This window comes from uncultured Dysosmobacter sp., assembly GCF_947631635.1.
Taxonomy (GTDB): domain Bacteria; phylum Bacillota; class Clostridia; order Oscillospirales; family Oscillospiraceae; genus Oscillibacter.
The window spans coordinates 199,122-214,652 of record NZ_CANRMB010000001.1; the positions used below are offsets into that span (position 1 = coordinate 199,122).

The window sequence follows — 15,531 nt, forward strand, 5'->3', positions numbered from 1 at the left end:
GCGGACGTGCCGCCGCGGCGGGCAGAGGCGTTTTGCCGAGAGTAAATTCCGGCAAAACAGATCCCAATATAAAAGCTCCCGGATGCGCTGGCATCCGGGAGCTTCTTTTGTTCAGCCGAAGGTCCGCCCGATTTCCTCCAGCTCCCGTTGGGCCTCCACCCAGTTTTCCACATAGCCGCAGTCACAGCAGACATAGCGGATGACCGGGATCTTTCCAAACAGGGTCAGCGTAGTGGTGTAGATGTTGTTGCCGCTGGCGTGGCGGTTTGGATTGTCCGGTATCCGGACAATGTTCCGGGAACCGCATTTGGGGCAGGCAGGGGTGTTTTTCATGACGCCTGCCTCCCTCAATAGGTCCGCTTCCGGTACATCTTCATGGAAAGAGGAAGGGAGACGGCGGTCGATGCCAGGGCGGCGATGAACAGACCGGCCAGCACCAGGGCAGGAACGTGCAGCAGGCCGTCCCCGATCTCCACGGCGATGGAGCTGACGGCCCCGGCGCTGCCGCAGACCAGGAAGATCATCAGGAACATCACCAGCCGGCCCCGCTCCACGCCGAAGCGGAACATGATGGGCAGGGTGATGGCCAGGACGCAGGCGCTGGCGCAGAGGCCCAGCAGGTTCCCCACCGGGTCCAGAGATGCCATGGGAGCGTGCACAGCCGTCAGGATCCCCTGGATCGCCAGGGAGGCCAGCGCCGCCGCGCCCATGCACAGCCAGCCCAGGACATACTTGCTTAGCACGATGTCCCGGACGGAATAGGGCATCATGGCCGCCAGCTGGTCCCACTTGCTCCGCTCGTCGTAGGCCATGGCGGTGAAGGGCATCATGGACGCCCAGACGACGATGAACACATTGCCGAAGGCCCCGTTGAACACGGCGATGAACAGGATGACCACCAAAAAGATCCGCATCTGCTTCCACAGGACACAGCAGTCCTTTCTTACAAGCGCACTCATGCTTCTTTCGCTCCTTTCACCAAAAACAGGATGATATCCTCCACTGAGGGGCGTTCCAGCTGGAAGCCGCTGGGGGCCAGGTTCCGGCGGACCAGCGCCCGGACGCCGCCGTAGCCGTTGGCCTCCCGGGCCACGATGGCCTCGGGCATCAGGCAGTCCAGCTGCTCGGAGCTGTCGGTGAAGATGCCGTAGGTCTCCAGAAGCTGGTCCTTCTCGTCGCAGAACAGCAGCTTCCCCTGGTGGAGGAAGGCGATGTAATCGCACAGCTTCTCCAGGTCTGACAGGATGTGGGAGGAGATCAGGATGGAGTGGTCCTCCTCCCGGGTGAACTCGTTGAAGATGTCCAGCACCTCGTCCCGGACGATGGGGTCCAGTCCGGCGGTGGCCTCGTCCAGCACCAGCAGCTTGGGCTGGTGGCTGAGCGCCACGGCGATGGCCAGCTTCATCTGCATGCCCCGGGAGTAGTCCTTGAAGGACTTCTTTTCCGGCAGGCCGAACCGGCGCAGGTAGTCCTGGTACAGCGCCGCATCCCAGCGGCGGTAGGTGCCCGCCATGATCCGGCCCACCTGGGCGGCGTTCAGGACTTCGGGGAAATAGGCCTCGTCCAGCACCACGCCCACATCCTCCTTCACCGCCTGAAATTCAGGGGAGGTAACATCCACCCCCAGCACCTGGGCGGTGCCGCTGTCGGGCCGCAGGGCGTTCATCAAAAGGCGGATGGTGGTGGATTTTCCGGCGCCGTTTTCGCCCACCAGGCCGCAGATGGTGCCGCTGGGCACCGTCAGGCACAGGTCCTGGATGGCAAAGCCGCCGAAGGATTTGTTGATATGGGATAGCTCGATGGCGTTCATCATGATTCCTCCTCCAACAGGATACGCAGCATTTCGTGCAGCTCGGGCTGGGAGACGCCGCAGGTTTTGGCAAGGTCCACGGCGGAGGCCAGGTGGCCCTCCAGCTCCTTGAGCTGCTGCTCCCGGATGATATCCAGATTTTTTTCCGCCACAAAGCACCCCTTGCCAGCCACGGTGAAGAGAAAGCCCTCGGCCTCCAGTTCGTCATAGGCCCGCTTGGTGGTGATGACGGAGATCTTCAGGTCCTTTGCCAGCGCCCGGATGGAGGGCAGGGCCTCCCCAGGCGCCAGCTGTCCAGCGATGATCTGGGCCTTGATCTGGGCGCAGATCTGATCGTAGATCGGCTGGTTCACGGTGTTGCGGATGATGAGTTCCATGGAAGTTCCTCCGTTCGTACTGTACATGTACAGTATATACAGTATAAACAGAATGTCAAGAGGTTTTTGAAAATTTCTTTTCCGGCCTAGGAAACCGCGGGGATTTGTGATACACTACATATCCAGATAACAGAAAGGGAGCGGGGCTTTTGGAGCGCATCGGCGGCGTCAACAACTGGAGACTGACCATCCGCCGGGAGGAAGCGGGCGTGACCCTTCTGCGGGCCGCCACCTGTGACCGCCGCGCCGCCCTGCCGGAGGCGCTGTTCGGCCTGCCGGTGACTGCTTTGGGGGACCACGCCCTGGCGCCGGGCCGCCGCCCGCCGGAGGGGGAGGAGGTGCTGGTCACCTGCGGACCCGCCGGAGACGGGGAGGACTGGGACAACAGCGGCCTGGAGGATCTCCGCCTGCCGGACAGCCTGCTCCGGGCAGGGGATTACGCCTTTTTCAACTGCGCCGCCCTCAAGACGCTCCGCCTGCGGGACACGGTGCGCTATTGGGGCGGCGGCGCCCTGATGAACTGCCGGGGACTGGCCGCCTTTCACCTCACCTGCACGGGACAGGAGGGGGAGCTGCTGGCCTATTTGGCGGACGAGCTTCCCAGGGAGCTGGACGTGACGCTGCACTGGACGGACGGGACGCTGGCCCGGCTGATCTTCCCGGAATATGTGGAGGTCTATGAGGAGAACTGTCCGGCCCACCATTTTGACTATAATATCTGCGGCGCGGGCTATTCCTATCACCACTGCTTTTATCGGAAACAGCTGAGCCTGAAAGCCTATGACGAGCTGTGGCGGCCCATGCTGGGCATGGAGCATGATGCGGACTGCGCGATGCGGCTGGCCTGGTGGCGGCTGCGGTATCCGGCGGAGCTGTCGGCGCGGGCGGAGGCGGATTACCTGGCCTATCTGCGGGAAAACGCCCTGTCCGCCGCCCGCTGGCTGCTGGCGGAGCGGGACGCGGCTGGGCTGCGGTTCCTGCTCTCCCGCGCACCGCTGAGCCGGGAGGCCCTCACGGAGCTGTGCGGGCTGGCCCGCCGGTCGGAAGCGCCGGAGGCCCTGGCCCTGCTGCTGGAGGAGCAGCACAGGCGATTTTCAGGCGGGATCGGAAAAAGCTTTGACCTTTGAGCAGATGAGAAATGAGAAAGGACTGTATGCCGCCGGGGAAATGATTTTGCCCCGCCGGAGCCGGACGCCTGAATTTCCCATTCCAAACGCCTGGTTCTGATTTCCAGCGGAAGGAGGCGCAAAACATGGCGGATACGCCGCAAAAGGACCTCACGGCCATCGGGCAGGAGATCCTGTATACGGCCCGGAATGAACTGTATATGAACCTGCCCTATCTGGACGCCGCCCTGTGCGCCCTGTGCTTCCAGCCGGGGGGCGGCGTCACGCTGTCCCTGGCCACAGACGGCGAGGCCCTCTATTACGACGGGAACTGGCTGGCGGACCGCTATCTCCGCAGCCGGGTGTTCACCAACCGGGCCTATCTCCATGTCATCCTCCACTGTATGCTCCGGCACCTGGCAAAAAAGAGAGGCAAGGCCCCGGAGCTGTGGGACCTTGCCTGCGATGCGGCGGTGGAGAGCATTTTGGACGGGCTGGACTACCCCTGCCTGGACGGCGGAGACCCTCCGGCAAAGCGGAAATTCTACGGCGAGTGCCGCGGGGCGATGCCGGTGCTCACCGCCGAGGGCATCTACCGCCGGCTGCTGCGGCTGGACCTGTCTGAATACGAGCTGGCCCAGCTCCAACGGGCCTTTCTGGTGGATGACCATGGGCTGTGGGACCCCGAAAAGCAGGATGGCCAGGAGCAGTCCCAGCGGCAGGACCAACGGTGGCAGGACCTCTCGGAAAAGACCCGGACCGGCATGGAGACCGTGCTGGCGGGACAGGGGAGCGGTGGCCAGGCGGTGCTGGAACAGATCCGGGTGGCCGTCCGGGACGATGTGGACTACCGGGCCTTCCTGCGGCGGTTCGCCGTGCCCCGGGAGGTCATGGCGGTGGACGGCGACGCCTTTGACTATGGGTTCTACACCTACGGCCTCCAGCTCTACGGCAACATGCCCCTGGTGGAGCCGCCGGAGACCAGGGAGGACAAGCGCATCGAGGATTTCGTCATCGCCGTGGACACCTCCATGTCCACCTCCGGCCGGCTGGTGCGGCAGTTTTTGGCCTGCACCTATGCCATCCTGCGCAGCACCGAGACATTTACCCGCAAGGTCAACATCCGCATCCTCCAGTGCGACGACCAGCTCCGGTCCGACACCGCCATCCATGACCTGGAGGAGCTGCGGGACTATATGGACCGTTTTGAGCTGGCGGGGGGAAGCGCCACGGACTTCCGCCCGGTGTTCCGGCACGTGGAACAGCTTCAGAGGGCGGGAGTTTTCACCAGCCTCCGGGGCCTCATCTATTTCACCGACGGCATGGGCGTCTATCCCCAAAAGCGTCCGCCCTATGACACGGCCTTCGTGCTGCTGGAGGAGCCGCCCATGTCCGTCAAAATGCCGCCCTGGGCCATCCGGCTGGTGCTGGACCTGCCGGGACTGGAGAGGGCGGTCCGGGAGGCGGCGGAAGAGGATCTCATCGATCTGGATGAACTTCCCCAATTGTAAGAACCTGCATTCACAAGCGGGAAATGCCGGATGGGCGCGGGATTTTCCCGGCAGACAAGGCGCTTTGACGCAGGAAGTTTGTGTATTGCAAGGAAAAGCAACGCAGTATGGCGGGGAAAGACCCGCCCAGACGGTGTTAAACGCTTATGAATACAGGTTCTAAGAGGAGATACCGATATGAACATCAAACAGGCAAAACAGGAGATTGCCAACACCTTGAAGGCATATCTGGCGAAAGACGCCCTGGGGAATTACCTGATCCCTCCGGTCCGGCAGCGGCCCGTACTGCTGATGGGGCCTCCGGGCATCGGAAAGACCCAGATCATGGAGCAGATTGCGGCGGAGAACGGCGTGGGCCTGGTGGCCTACACCATCACCCACCACACCCGCCAAAGCGCCATCGGCCTGCCCTTCATCGAGAAGCGGACCTACGGCGGAGAGGCGTTCTCCGTTACTGAGTACACCATGAGCGAGATCCTGGCGTCGGTGTACCGCCTGATGGAGCGGACGGGCCTGCGGGAGGGCATCCTCTTTCTGGATGAGATCAACTGCGTCTCCGAGACGCTGGCCCCCATGATGCTGCAATTTTTGCAGTGCAAGACCTTCGGCAACCAGCGCCTGCCGGAGGGCTGGCTCATCGTGGCGGCGGGGAACCCGCCGGAGTACAACAAGTCCGTCCGGGACTTCGACGTGGTGACGCTGGACCGGGTGAAGCGCATCGACGTTGCGGAGGACTTCGCGGTGTGGAAGGAGTACGCCTGCCGGAAGGGCATCCATGGCGCGGTGATCTCCTATCTGGATATCAAAAAGGAGAACTTCTACCGCATCGAGACCACGGTGGACGGGCTGCAATTCGCCACCGCCCGGGGCTGGGAGGATCTCAGCGAGCTGCTGTGCGCCTATGAGACGCTGGGCCTCCGGGCGGACCGGGAGGTGGTGGAGCAGTACATCCAGCTTCCCCGCATCGCCAAGGACTTCGCCAACTATCTGGAGCTGTACTACAAATACCAAAAGACCTACCATGTGGACGATATCCTGCGGGGACAGTGGCAGAACATCACCATGCTGGAGCTGCGGGAGGCGCCCTTTGACGAGAAGCTGTCCGTCATGGGACTGGTCCTCTCCCGCCTGGCGGAGGCCGCCCGGGAGACCAGGCGGCAGGACGCGCTGACCACCGCCCTCCACGCCGCCCTGACGGATTTCAAGGCAAAGCTCCCGGAGGCGGAGCCCCAGGCCGTGCTGGCCCAGTTGGTCTGGCAGCGGCAGGAGAAGCTGAAGCAGGCCCGGGAGGCGGGCCGGCTGGACAAGGAGTCCCGGGATCTGGCCCAGCGGGAGATCAACGCGCTGGAGGATTACCGCCAGCGCCTCCAGCAGGAGGACATCTCCGCCCCGGCGGAGGCCATGGACGCGGTGCGGAGCTGGTTCGGCGGAGAGGTGGAAAAGCGCGGAGCGCTGGGGAGCGGGACCGGCGTCCAATTCGACAGCGCCTTCCGCTTTTTGGAGGAGACCTTTGGACAGAGCCAGGAGCTGGTGATCTTCGTGACAGAGGTCACGGCGGGCTATGACACCAGCTGGTTCGTGGAGAACTTCGGCTGTGACGCCTACTTCCGCCACAACAAGGAACTGTTGTTTGACGACACCCGGCACCGGATCCGGGAGGAGATCGCCGCGGCCAGAGCGGCAGAGAGGGAGGAAAAAAATCATGAGTGAGGAATTGAAGCGGATCGAGGCGGTTTTGGACGAGAGGGTCCGGCCCGCTATGCGGGCCCACGGCGGAGACATCCAGGTGGACCACCTGGAAAACCAGGTCCTGTATGTCAAGCTGCTGGGCCATTGCGCCGGGTGCCCCTCGGCGGACCTGACCAATGAGACGCTGGTGGAGGCGGAGCTGGTGAAGGCCCTGCCGGAGCTGGTACGGAAGGTGACGGTGGTCCAGACCGTCAGCGACGAGCTGTGGGAGCAGGCGAAACGGCTTTTGCGGGACCATCACCTGTGAGATGGGCCTGAATCCAAAAGGGGGGAAGATGGAAGGTGATCCGTAAAGCGGTACAGGCTGACATCCGCGGGATCGTGCAGATCTATGACGCGGTGCTGAGAGAAGAGGAGTCCGGCAGAGCGCAGATCGGCTGGATCAGAGGCGTGTATCCCACAGAGGCAACGGCGGCGGAGGCCCTCGCGCGGCAGACGCTTTTCGTGTGCGAGGAGGAGGGGACGATCGTGGCGGCGGCCAAGATCGACCGGACGCAGGTCCCCGCATACGCCGGCTGCGGCTGGTTGTATCAGGCGCCGGAGGAGCAGGTGATGGTCCTCCATACGCTGGCGGTCCATCCCAGCTGTTCGCGCCGGGGATACGGGGAGCAGTTTGTCGGGTTTTATGAGCAGTATGCGCTTGAAAAGGGCTGCCGGTATCTGCGGATGGATACGAATGAGATTAACACCGCCGCCCGGGCGCTGTATCAGAAACTGGGCTACCGGGAGGCGGGCGTTGTTCCCTGTGTGTTCAACGGCATCCCGGATGTACATCTGGTGTGCCTGGAAAAGCGGCTGGAAGATCCGGAGAACGGAACGTAAAACGAGCCGGTATGCGTTTAGCATACCGGCTCGTTTGATGTTTTTAACGGATCATTTCATCAGCTCGCACACCAGGTCCGTGTACCCGGAGGGGTCCTCCAGGGGCAGGCCCGCGATCAGCAGGGCCTGGTTATACAGCAGAGAGGCGTACTTTTTCGCCTTCTCGGGGTCAGCGGAGACAGCGGCCTCCAGCGCCTGGAAGGCGGGGTGCTCCACGTTCAGCTCCAGGATGCGGTCGGCCTTGATGGCGGAATCCGGCTGGACGGCCTGGAAGTATTTCTCCATCTCAAAGCTCAGGCCCTCTCCGGCGGTGAGGCAGACGGGGTGGGATTTTAGGCGGGTGGAGGCCTTGACCTCCTTCACCGCGTCGCCCAGGGTCTCCTTCACAAAGTCGAAAGCGGCCTTGTGGGCGTCGGCGGCCTCCTCGGCCTTCTTCTCAGCGCCCTCTTCGATCTCCTGGTCCAGCACGGAGCGGAACTCCTTGTCCTGATAGGTGTGGAGGATCTGGGCGCAGAACTCGTCCACCTCCTCGGTGAAGTAGAGGATCTCCGTACCGCTGTCCTTCAATCCCTCGGTTTGGGGCAGCTTGTCGATCTTGTCCAGGCTCTCGCCGGCGGCGAAGTAGAGATACTTCTGGTCCTCCTTCATCCGGGACACATATTCGCCCAAAGTGACGGGCTTTTTCTCCGTGGAGGAGTAGAACAGCAGCAGGTCCTGGAGCAGGTCCTTGTGGGCGCCGTACTCGCCCACCACGCCGTATTTCAGCTGGCGGCCGAAGTTCTTCCAGAAGGTCTCGTAGGCGTCCCGTTCATCCTTCAGCATCTTGGCAAGCTCGTTCTTGATCTTCTTCTCCAGATTGGCGGCGATGACCTTCAGCTGCCGGTCGTGCTGCAAAAGCTCCCGGGAGATGTTCAGGCTGAGGTCGGGGGAGTCCACCACGCCCCGGACGAACCGGAAGTGCTCCGGCAGCAGGTCGGCGCACTTGTCCATGATGAGCACGCCGTTGGAGTAGAGCTGGAGGCCCTTTTCATACTCCTTGGTGTAGTAGTCGAAGGGGGTGGCGCCGGGGATGAACAGCAGGGCCTTGTAGGTCACGGCGCCCTCGGCGGACACGGCGATGACCCGCTGGGGGTCGGCGTAGTCGTGGAACTTGTCCCGGTAGAACTTGTTGTACTCCTCCGGCTTCACGCTGGACTTCCGGCGCTGCCAGATGGGCACCATGGAGTTGAGGGTCTCCACCTCCGTGTAGGTCTCATATTCCGGTTTGTCGTCGGGGCAGCCCTCCTTCTTCCGGGTTTTGCTGACCTCCATGCGGATGGGGAAGCGGATGTAGTCGGAGTACTTCCGCACCAGCTCCTGGAGCCGCCAGGACTCCAGAAATTCGCTGTACTTCTCATCGTCGGTGTTGGGCTTGATGTGCATGATGATGTCGGTGCCCACAGTGTCCTTTTCGCACTCCGCGATGGTGTAGCCGTCGGCGCCGGAGGACTGCCACATATAGGCGGTATCGCCGCCGTATTTTTTGGTGACGACGGTGATGTGGTCCGCCACCATAAAGGCGGAGTAAAAGCCTACGCCGAACTGGCCGATGACGTCGGTGTTTTTGGCGTCGTCCCCCACTTCCTGCTTGAACTTATAGGAGCCGGAGGAGGCGATGACGCCCAGGTTGTTCTCCAGGTCCGCCCTGTCCATGCCGATGCCGTTGTCGGACACGGTGAGGAGCCGTCCCTCCTTGTCCGCTTTCAGCTCGATCTTGAAATCCTTGCGGTTCATCTTCACCTGGTCGTCGGTGAGGGCCAGGTAGCACAGCTTGTCGCAGGCGTCGCTGGCGTTGGAGATGATCTCCCGCAGGAAGATCTCCTTGTGGGTGTAGATGGAGTTGATCATCAGGTCCAGCAGGCGCTTGGATTCCGCCTTGAATTGCTTTTTTGCCATGGGAAATGCACTCCTTTATATATTTTTTCACAACGGTAAAATATAGCACAGGAAATTGAAAAAATAAATGACCATTTTGTAAATTCTGCCAACAAGTGGTTGCCTGTCAAGGGGTTTGCGAGTAAAATATAGAAAAACAAGCCGGTTCCCTGGGGGATGCCGGCAAAGGAGCCTGGAATCTATGAATTTCTTCCGGAAAGTCGGAAACGCCATTGTGCGGTTCATGTACGGGCGCAACGGGATGGACCAGATGAACGTGATGCTGCTGCGGGGATACCTGGCCCTGTTCGTGGCGCAGCTCGTCTGTTCCTTTGCGAAGCTGTATGTACCGACGCTGGTCTGCGAGATCCTGATGTGGCCGCTGATGTTCCTGATCCTGTTCCGGATGTTCTCCAAAAACCTGTATAAGCGGCGGGAGGAGAACTCCAAATTCATGCAGAGGATCTGGCGGATGAAAAACCGCCGGACGGGAGCGAGAGAGCGCCACGCGGATAAGGAGCACAAGTATTTCACCTGCAAAAACTGCAAGACCATCTGTCGCGTTCCGGTGGGAAAGGGCAAAATCATCATCACCTGTCCCAAATGCGGGGCGCAGATCCACGCAAAAACATGAGCGGCAGGGACGTACAAGGCGGTACGTCCCTGCTTTTGTCCCTGAGGAGGAGAGAGATGCACATTCGATTTGCGAAGGAGACAGACGCCCAGGCGCTGTTGTCCATATACGGCCAGTATATCGACACATCCATCACCTTTGAATACCGGCTCCCCACGGAGGCGGAATTCGCGGCGCGGATCCGGGACATCGGCGCCGCGTACCCCTATCTGGTCTGCGAGGAGGACGGCAGGATCGTGGGGTACGCCTACGCGCACCGGCAAATGGAGCGGGCGGCCTATCAGTGGAACGCGGAGCTGTCCATCTATCTGGACAGGGAGCATACGGCCCGGGGACTGGGCAGGCGGCTGTACGGCCTGCTGATGGAGATCCTGCGGCTCCAGGGGGTCCGGACGGTCTGCGGCATCGTCACCGTACCCAATGAGAGGAGCGAACAGCTCCACCTGTCCATGGGCTTTCACCGCGCCGGGACCTGGCACAGCGCGGGATACAAGAGCGGCGCGTGGCACGACGTGGCCTGGTTTGAAAAGCACATCGCGCCCTTTGGAAAAGAGCCGGCTCCCCTCCTGTCCATCCGCCAACTGCCGGAGGCGGAGCTGGAGGCGCTTTTGGCGAACGCATAGACCCCAAAAAACGGACCCGTACCGGGGAGAGGAAAAGGGGGCCGCGCTCAAAGCGCGGCCCCCCCTTCCATGTGATGGATAGGATCAGCCCTTGCAGATGGGATCGATCCAGCCCTTGGTATCGGCGATCCTGCCCCACTGCATACCGGTCATGGTGTCATACAGCCTCTGGGTGACAGGACCGATCTTGCCCTCGCTGATAAAGATCTTGTCGCCCTTCCAGTCCAGCTCCTTGACGGGGGAGACGACGGCGGCGGTGCCGGTGCCGAAGACCTCTTCCAGCTTGCCGTCGTGGCCGGCCTGCATGATGTCGGCAATAGCCAGATGCTCCTCGACCACATCATAGCCCCAGTCCTTCAGCAGTTCGATGCAACTGCGGCGGGTGACGCCGGGCAGAACGGTGCCGGTGCAGGGCGCGGTGTAGATCTTGCCGTCGATCTTGAACAGGATGTTCATGCTGCCGACTTCCTCGACATACTTCCGCTCCACGCCGTCCAGCCACAGGACCTGGGCAAAGCCCTGCTCCGCAGCCAGATCGCCGGCCTTGATGGAGGCGGCGTAGTTGCCGCCGCACTTGGTGAAGCCGGTCAAACCGGGGGCGGCGCGGATGTACTCGTCCTCCACGTAGATGCGGACGGGGTTGATGCCCTCGGCATAGTAGGCGCCGGAGGGAGAGCAGATGATGCAGAAGATGTAGTGCTTGCTGGCGTGCACGCCCAGGCCCACGTCGTTGGCAAACACGAAGGGGCGGATGTACAGGGTGGCACCCTCCACATGGGGCACCCAGTCCTTGTCGACCTCCACCAGGGTCTTTACAGCCTGGATGAAGTCCTCCACGGGGATCCGGGGGATGCACAGGCGGTCGCAGGAATCCTGCATCCGCTTGGCATTGCAGTCGGGGCGGAACAGCTGAATGGTGTTGTCGGTGGAACGGTAGGCCTTCAGGCCCTCAAAGACCTCCTGGGCATAGTGGAACACCACGGTGGCGGGGTCCAGGAGGAAGGAGGCGTAGGGCACGACGCGGGCGTCGTGCCAGCCCTGGCCCTCGGTGTAATCCATGACGAACATATGATCCGTAAAGACCTTGCCGAAGCCCAGCTTGCTCTCGTCCGGTTTTTCCTTGGGGGCAGTGGTTTTGGTGATCTTGATATCCAACATTGCGATACTCTCCCTTCCAATTCGATATTGACGCTTTTGGATAAAATACGCTATCAGGCAGGCCGCGCGGTACACGGCCACACACAGGCCGCGTCATGCTGTCCCTCCGCACAGGCTCCTGGGGGATCTCCATGATCAGAGGCCGCGGCGGAAAACAGCAAAAAGACTCTCCCACGTCTCCGCCCGCCGCGGAAAGGGCGAAAGTCAAAGATCCGTGCGCTCCGTCTATTTGGCGGTTGACTTTTTCGCTATTTCTTGTTCTCTTTTATACGCTGATAGCGGGGCAAAGTCAATCGTTAAAATGCACAGAAAGGCGGCTGTCAGCGGAAAAAGCCCGGCGGACTGACCGAAAAAGTGTCAGTCCGCCGCATAGTTTCACAAAGGGAGGGATTACTGGACGCAGGCCATGCCGCGCCGGAAGGCCTCAATGTTCAGGGGGATGAATTTGGCTTTGGCTCCCGCGAACATCTCCTGGATCATTTTCTCAATGGTCTCGGGCTTCAGGACCTTGGTGGCCGCCACATAGGCGCCCAGCATGACCATGTTGCTCACCTTGGGATTGCCCACCTCCTCGGCGATCTTGGAGCAGGGGATGTAGAAGGCCGTCAGGTCGGCGCGCTGCACCCTGTCGGTGACCACGTCGCAGTTGACGAACACCGTGCCGCCGGACTGGACGCCTGCCTCAAATTTCTCCAGAGAGGGCTCGTTCAGCGCGATCAACTCCGTGGGATGGGCGAACACCGGGGAGCCCACCGGTTTGTCGGAGAGAACGACGGAGCAGTTGGCGGTGCCGCCCCGCATCTCGGGGCCATAGGAGGGGGCCCAGGTGACGTTCAGGCCCTCGGCCATGCCGGCCTCCGCCAGGTTTTTGCCGATGGCCAGGCCGCCCTGGCCGCCGAAACCGGAAATGATGATCTCTTTCTTCATCTTACTTCACCTCCGCGCTGGAATCCTTGATGACACCCAGGGGATAGTAGGCCGCCATGTTCTCCTTCAGCCACGCGTTGGCCTTCAGCGGCGTCATGCCCCAGTTGGTGGGGCAGGTGGACAGGACCTCGATAAAGGTGAAGCCCTCCCGGTTCATCTGCTTTTCAAAGGCCTTCTTGATGGCCCGCTTGGCCTTGTTGATGTTGGCGATATCGGTGACGCAGACCCGCTCGGCGTAGACGCAGCCGTCCAGCGTGGACAGCAGCTCCGCCATGCGGATGGGCATACCGGCCTGTTCCACGGTGCGGCCGGACTGGCAGGTGGTGGCCCGCTGGCCGATCAGGGTGGTGGGGGCCATCTGGCCGCCGGTCATGCCGTAAATGGCGTTGTTGACAAAGATGGTGGTGAACTTCTCGCCCCGCATGGCGGCGTGGACGATCTCGGCGGCGCCGATGGAGGCCAGGTCGCCGTCGCCCTGATAGGTGAACACGGCCTGGGTGGGATGGGTGCGCTTGATGCCGGTGGCCACGGCGGGAGCGCGGCCATGGGCGGCCTCCTGCATGTCGCAGGAGAAGTAATTAAAGGCAAACACGGAGCAGCCCACGGGGCAGACGCCGATGGCTTCGTCCAGCAGACCCAGCTCCACCAGGGACTCGGCCACCAGCTTGTGGATGATGCCGTGGTGACAGCCGGGACAGTAATGCAGTTCCGCATCCGTCAGGCCTTTGGATTTCTCATATACGATCGCCATATCACTGCACCTCCTTCAGGGCCTTCTTGACCGATTCGATGATCTCTTCCACAGTGGGCATCACGCCGCCGGCGTGGCCCAGGAAACGGATGGGCTTCTGCCCCTCCACAGCCAGACGCACGTCGTCGATCATCTGGCCCATGGAGCTCATCTCCACGTCCAGGAAGGCCTTAACATGGGTCTTTCCCGCCAGCTCATGCAGCGCCTTCTCCGGGAAGGGCCACAGGGTGATGGGACGGAACAGGCCGGCCTTGATGCCCTCGGCCCGCAGGGCCTCGATGGCGGTCAGGGCAATGCGGGCGGGGGTGCCGTAGGCGGTGATGACGACCTCCGCGTCCCCGCACTCCTTCTCCTCCCAGCGGAGCTCGTTCTGCTCCATCAGGGCGTATTTCTTCGCCAGGTTGGCGTTGTGCTGGTCGCACACCTCGGGGTCCATGTACAGAGAGTTGATGATATTGTGGTGGTCGCGGCCCTTGCGGCCGGTAGTGGCCCAGTCCTTGGGCGGCAGGTCCCGCTTGGGGACGGGGTGCCACTCGATGGGCTCCATCATCTGGCCGATCAGACCGTCGCAGACGACCATGACGGGATTGCGGTACTGGTCGGCGATGTCAAAGGCCTCCTGCACGAAGTCCACAGCCTCCTGCACGTTGGAGGGGGAGAGGACCACGGTGCGGTAATCTCCGTTGCCGCCGCCCCGGGTGGCCTGGTAGTAGTCGCCCTGACCGGGCTGGATGGTGCCGAGGCCCGGCCCGCCCCGCATGCAGTTGACGATGACGGCGGGCAGCTCGGAGCCGACCAGATATGAAATGCCCTCCTGCTTCAAACTGATGCCGGGAGAGGACGAGGAGGTCATGGCCCGCATCCCGGAGGCCGCGGCGCCGTAGACCATGTTGATGGCGGCGACCTCGGACTCGGACTGGACAAACACGCCGCCGTGTTCGGGCAGATGGACGGACATGTATTCAGGGACCTCGCTCTGGGGGGTGATGGGATAACCGAAGAAGCAGTCGCAGCCCGCGCGGATCGCGGCCTCGGCGATGGCTTCATTGCCTTTCCAAAGTTCCTTTTGCACGATAATGACCTCCTTTTTCAGAATTTTTCCACGGTGATGATGGAATCAGGGCAGATCTTGGCGCAGCTGGCACATGCGATGCACTGGGAGATGTCCGTCACAGTGGCGGGATGGTATCCCTTGCGGTTGATGACGGTCGTATCAATGGCGACGATGTGCTTGGGACATACGGTGGTGCATAGCTCGCACCCTTTGCAGCGGTCGGAATTGAATGTGACTTTCGCAGACATGGTGATGTGGTCCTCCTTCCCCTGGTGCCGCGGTCATTCCCACGGCTTTTTCATTTTAATGCTGATCGGAAACACGGTTTCCGGCAGGTCGGTGAGATCGGCGGCAAAGCGCGCCTCCGCCACGTGGCAGAGGACCGGGATGCCGGTCTCCTTCGAGACAGCGGCGGCAAGGGCCGCGCCCCTGCGGATCTCGGCTGCGGTGGTCTCGCCGCACAGGTGGGTGTTGTTGACGATGCCGGTGCAGATAAGGCCGGTGGTGGCCTCGATGCCCCGGAGATAGGCGGCAGCGCTGTCCGGGGTCCGGACCTCGGGGCGGTTGGCGTTGAGCACGTAGATGAGCTGGTAGTCCTCCTGGATGATCTTCGGCCGGAAGCGGGCCAGAACTCTGGCGCCCACAGGGTCGCCGCCGATATCCAGAACGCCCCGGATGTCCCGGTTTTCCAGGATCGTCAGCAGCTCCGCCGGGAGGGCGGGCACGTCCGCGTCGGAACAGGCCTGGGAGGAGGAGATCAGGCGGATGCCCGCCTCTTCCAGCATGGCCTTTCGCTCCCGGGAGCGGAAGTACGGGTTGACGATATCCAGATCTGCCAGCATCACCTGTTCGCCGTCCGCCGCCAGTGAAAGCGCCAGATTTACCGCAAATTCCGTCTTGCCGGTGCCGTAATGCCCGGTGATGATGGAGACGCGGTGGGAACAAAATTCAGCAGTCAAGAGAGGTCCTCCTTATATGGATTGAAAAAATAGTTGTATTATCTTCTGGCTTATTGTATGATGTCATTGTACAACTGTAAAAGTATGATGTCAAGAAGATTCTTGTATTTCCCGAAAAAAAGGAATATATTGTGAA

General features: G+C 61.7%; 18 protein-coding genes. 7 read left to right on the forward strand and 11 right to left on the reverse strand.

Annotation, left to right across the window (positions count from 1 at the left end; translation table 11 throughout):
* Nucleotides 1–111: 111 nt before the first annotated feature.
* From Q0Z71_RS01035 to Q0Z71_RS01050, 4 genes are read right to left on the reverse strand one after another with little or no spacing between them, the layout of a single operon-like run.
* Complete coding sequence (locus tag Q0Z71_RS01035) at nt 112–333, reverse strand: hypothetical protein (RefSeq protein WP_298016873.1); 222 nt, start codon at nt 331–333, stop codon at nt 112–114.
* A gap of 14 nt (nt 334–347) precedes the next feature.
* Nucleotides 348–959, reverse strand: a complete 612-nt coding sequence (locus Q0Z71_RS01040; RefSeq protein WP_298016878.1) for an ABC-2 transporter permease — start codon at nt 957–959, stop codon at nt 348–350.
* Nucleotides 956–1,810, reverse strand: coding sequence for an ABC transporter ATP-binding protein (locus Q0Z71_RS01045; protein ID WP_298016881.1), 855 nt, complete (start codon nt 1,808–1,810; stop codon nt 956–958). Before Q0Z71_RS01045 ends, Q0Z71_RS01040 begins: the two co-directional genes overlap by 4 nt.
* Nucleotides 1,810–2,187, reverse strand: a complete 378-nt coding sequence (locus Q0Z71_RS01050) for a GntR family transcriptional regulator (protein ID WP_298016884.1) — start codon at nt 2,185–2,187, stop codon at nt 1,810–1,812. Before Q0Z71_RS01050 ends, Q0Z71_RS01045 begins: the two co-directional genes overlap by 1 nt.
* 149 nt (nt 2,188–2,336) lie before the next feature.
* Here Q0Z71_RS01050 and Q0Z71_RS01055 point away from each other — a divergent pair, with 149 nt between their 5' ends.
* The 5 genes from Q0Z71_RS01055 to Q0Z71_RS01075 all read left to right on the forward strand — a co-directional run bounded on the left by Q0Z71_RS01055 (nt 2,337) and on the right by Q0Z71_RS01075 (nt 7,375).
* Nucleotides 2,337–3,314 carry a hypothetical protein gene (locus tag Q0Z71_RS01055; protein WP_298016887.1) on the forward strand — a complete coding sequence of 326 codons (978 nt, stop codon included), beginning with the start codon at nt 2,337–2,339 and terminating at the stop codon, nt 3,312–3,314.
* Nucleotides 3,315–3,439: 125 nt separating this feature from the next.
* Nucleotides 3,440–4,804 (forward strand): DUF2201 family putative metallopeptidase, encoded by a 1,365-nt coding sequence (locus tag Q0Z71_RS01060; protein ID WP_298016890.1) that lies wholly within the window; start codon nt 3,440–3,442, stop codon nt 4,802–4,804.
* A 177-nt stretch (nt 4,805–4,981) separates the two neighbouring features.
* Nucleotides 4,982–6,514, forward strand: a complete 1,533-nt coding sequence (locus Q0Z71_RS01065) for an AAA family ATPase (protein ID WP_298016893.1) — start codon at nt 4,982–4,984, stop codon at nt 6,512–6,514.
* Nucleotides 6,507–6,800, forward strand: coding sequence for a NifU family protein (locus tag Q0Z71_RS01070; RefSeq protein WP_298016896.1), 294 nt, complete (start codon nt 6,507–6,509; stop codon nt 6,798–6,800). Before Q0Z71_RS01065 ends, Q0Z71_RS01070 begins: the two co-directional genes overlap by 8 nt.
* Nucleotides 6,801–6,835: 35 nt before the next feature.
* The gene (locus Q0Z71_RS01075; protein WP_298016899.1) at nt 6,836–7,375 is read left to right on the forward strand and encodes a GNAT family N-acetyltransferase; all 540 of its coding nucleotides are present in this window, start codon (nt 6,836–6,838) and stop codon (nt 7,373–7,375) included.
* 51 nt (nt 7,376–7,426) lie between these two features.
* Here Q0Z71_RS01075 and htpG read toward each other — a convergent pair whose 3' ends face one another.
* The gene (gene htpG, locus Q0Z71_RS01080; protein WP_298016902.1) at nt 7,427–9,310 is read right to left on the reverse strand and encodes a molecular chaperone HtpG; all 1,884 of its coding nucleotides are present in this window, start codon (nt 9,308–9,310) and stop codon (nt 7,427–7,429) included.
* 181 nt (nt 9,311–9,491) lie between these two features.
* Between htpG and Q0Z71_RS01085 the strand changes: the two genes are divergently transcribed.
* Nucleotides 9,492–9,923: a hypothetical protein gene (locus Q0Z71_RS01085; RefSeq protein WP_298016905.1), complete on the forward strand. Its 432-nt coding sequence runs from the start codon at nt 9,492–9,494 to the stop codon at nt 9,921–9,923.
* Nucleotides 9,924–9,979: 56 nt separating this feature from the next.
* Complete coding sequence (locus Q0Z71_RS01090) at nt 9,980–10,546, forward strand: GNAT family N-acetyltransferase (protein ID WP_298016910.1); 567 nt, start codon at nt 9,980–9,982, stop codon at nt 10,544–10,546.
* Between the two features lie 84 nt (nt 10,547–10,630).
* Here Q0Z71_RS01090 and Q0Z71_RS01095 read toward each other — a convergent pair whose 3' ends face one another.
* The 6 genes from Q0Z71_RS01095 to Q0Z71_RS01120 form a co-directional block, all read right to left on the reverse strand.
* The gene (locus tag Q0Z71_RS01095) at nt 10,631–11,704 is read right to left on the reverse strand and encodes a branched-chain amino acid aminotransferase (RefSeq protein ID WP_298016913.1); all 1,074 of its coding nucleotides are present in this window, start codon (nt 11,702–11,704) and stop codon (nt 10,631–10,633) included.
* A 390-nt stretch (nt 11,705–12,094) separates the two neighbouring features.
* The gene (locus Q0Z71_RS01100) at nt 12,095–12,631 is read right to left on the reverse strand and encodes a 2-oxoacid:acceptor oxidoreductase family protein (protein WP_298016916.1); all 537 of its coding nucleotides are present in this window, start codon (nt 12,629–12,631) and stop codon (nt 12,095–12,097) included.
* 1 nt (nt 12,632) lies between these two features.
* On the reverse strand, nt 12,633–13,382 hold the full coding sequence (locus tag Q0Z71_RS01105; RefSeq protein WP_298016919.1) for a thiamine pyrophosphate-dependent enzyme: 750 nt from the start codon (nt 13,380–13,382) through the stop codon (nt 12,633–12,635).
* Between the two features lies 1 nt (nt 13,383).
* Nucleotides 13,384–14,454 (reverse strand): 3-methyl-2-oxobutanoate dehydrogenase subunit VorB, encoded by a 1,071-nt coding sequence (locus Q0Z71_RS01110; RefSeq protein ID WP_298016922.1) that lies wholly within the window; start codon nt 14,452–14,454, stop codon nt 13,384–13,386.
* Between the two features lie 17 nt (nt 14,455–14,471).
* Nucleotides 14,472–14,684 (reverse strand): 4Fe-4S dicluster domain-containing protein, encoded by a 213-nt coding sequence (locus tag Q0Z71_RS01115; RefSeq protein WP_298016925.1) that lies wholly within the window; start codon nt 14,682–14,684, stop codon nt 14,472–14,474.
* Between the two features lie 33 nt (nt 14,685–14,717).
* A complete protein-coding gene (locus tag Q0Z71_RS01120) occupies nt 14,718–15,395 on the reverse strand; it encodes a hypothetical protein (protein WP_298016928.1) in 678 nt (225 codons plus the stop codon).
* Between the last annotated feature and the right edge of the window lie 136 nt (nt 15,396–15,531).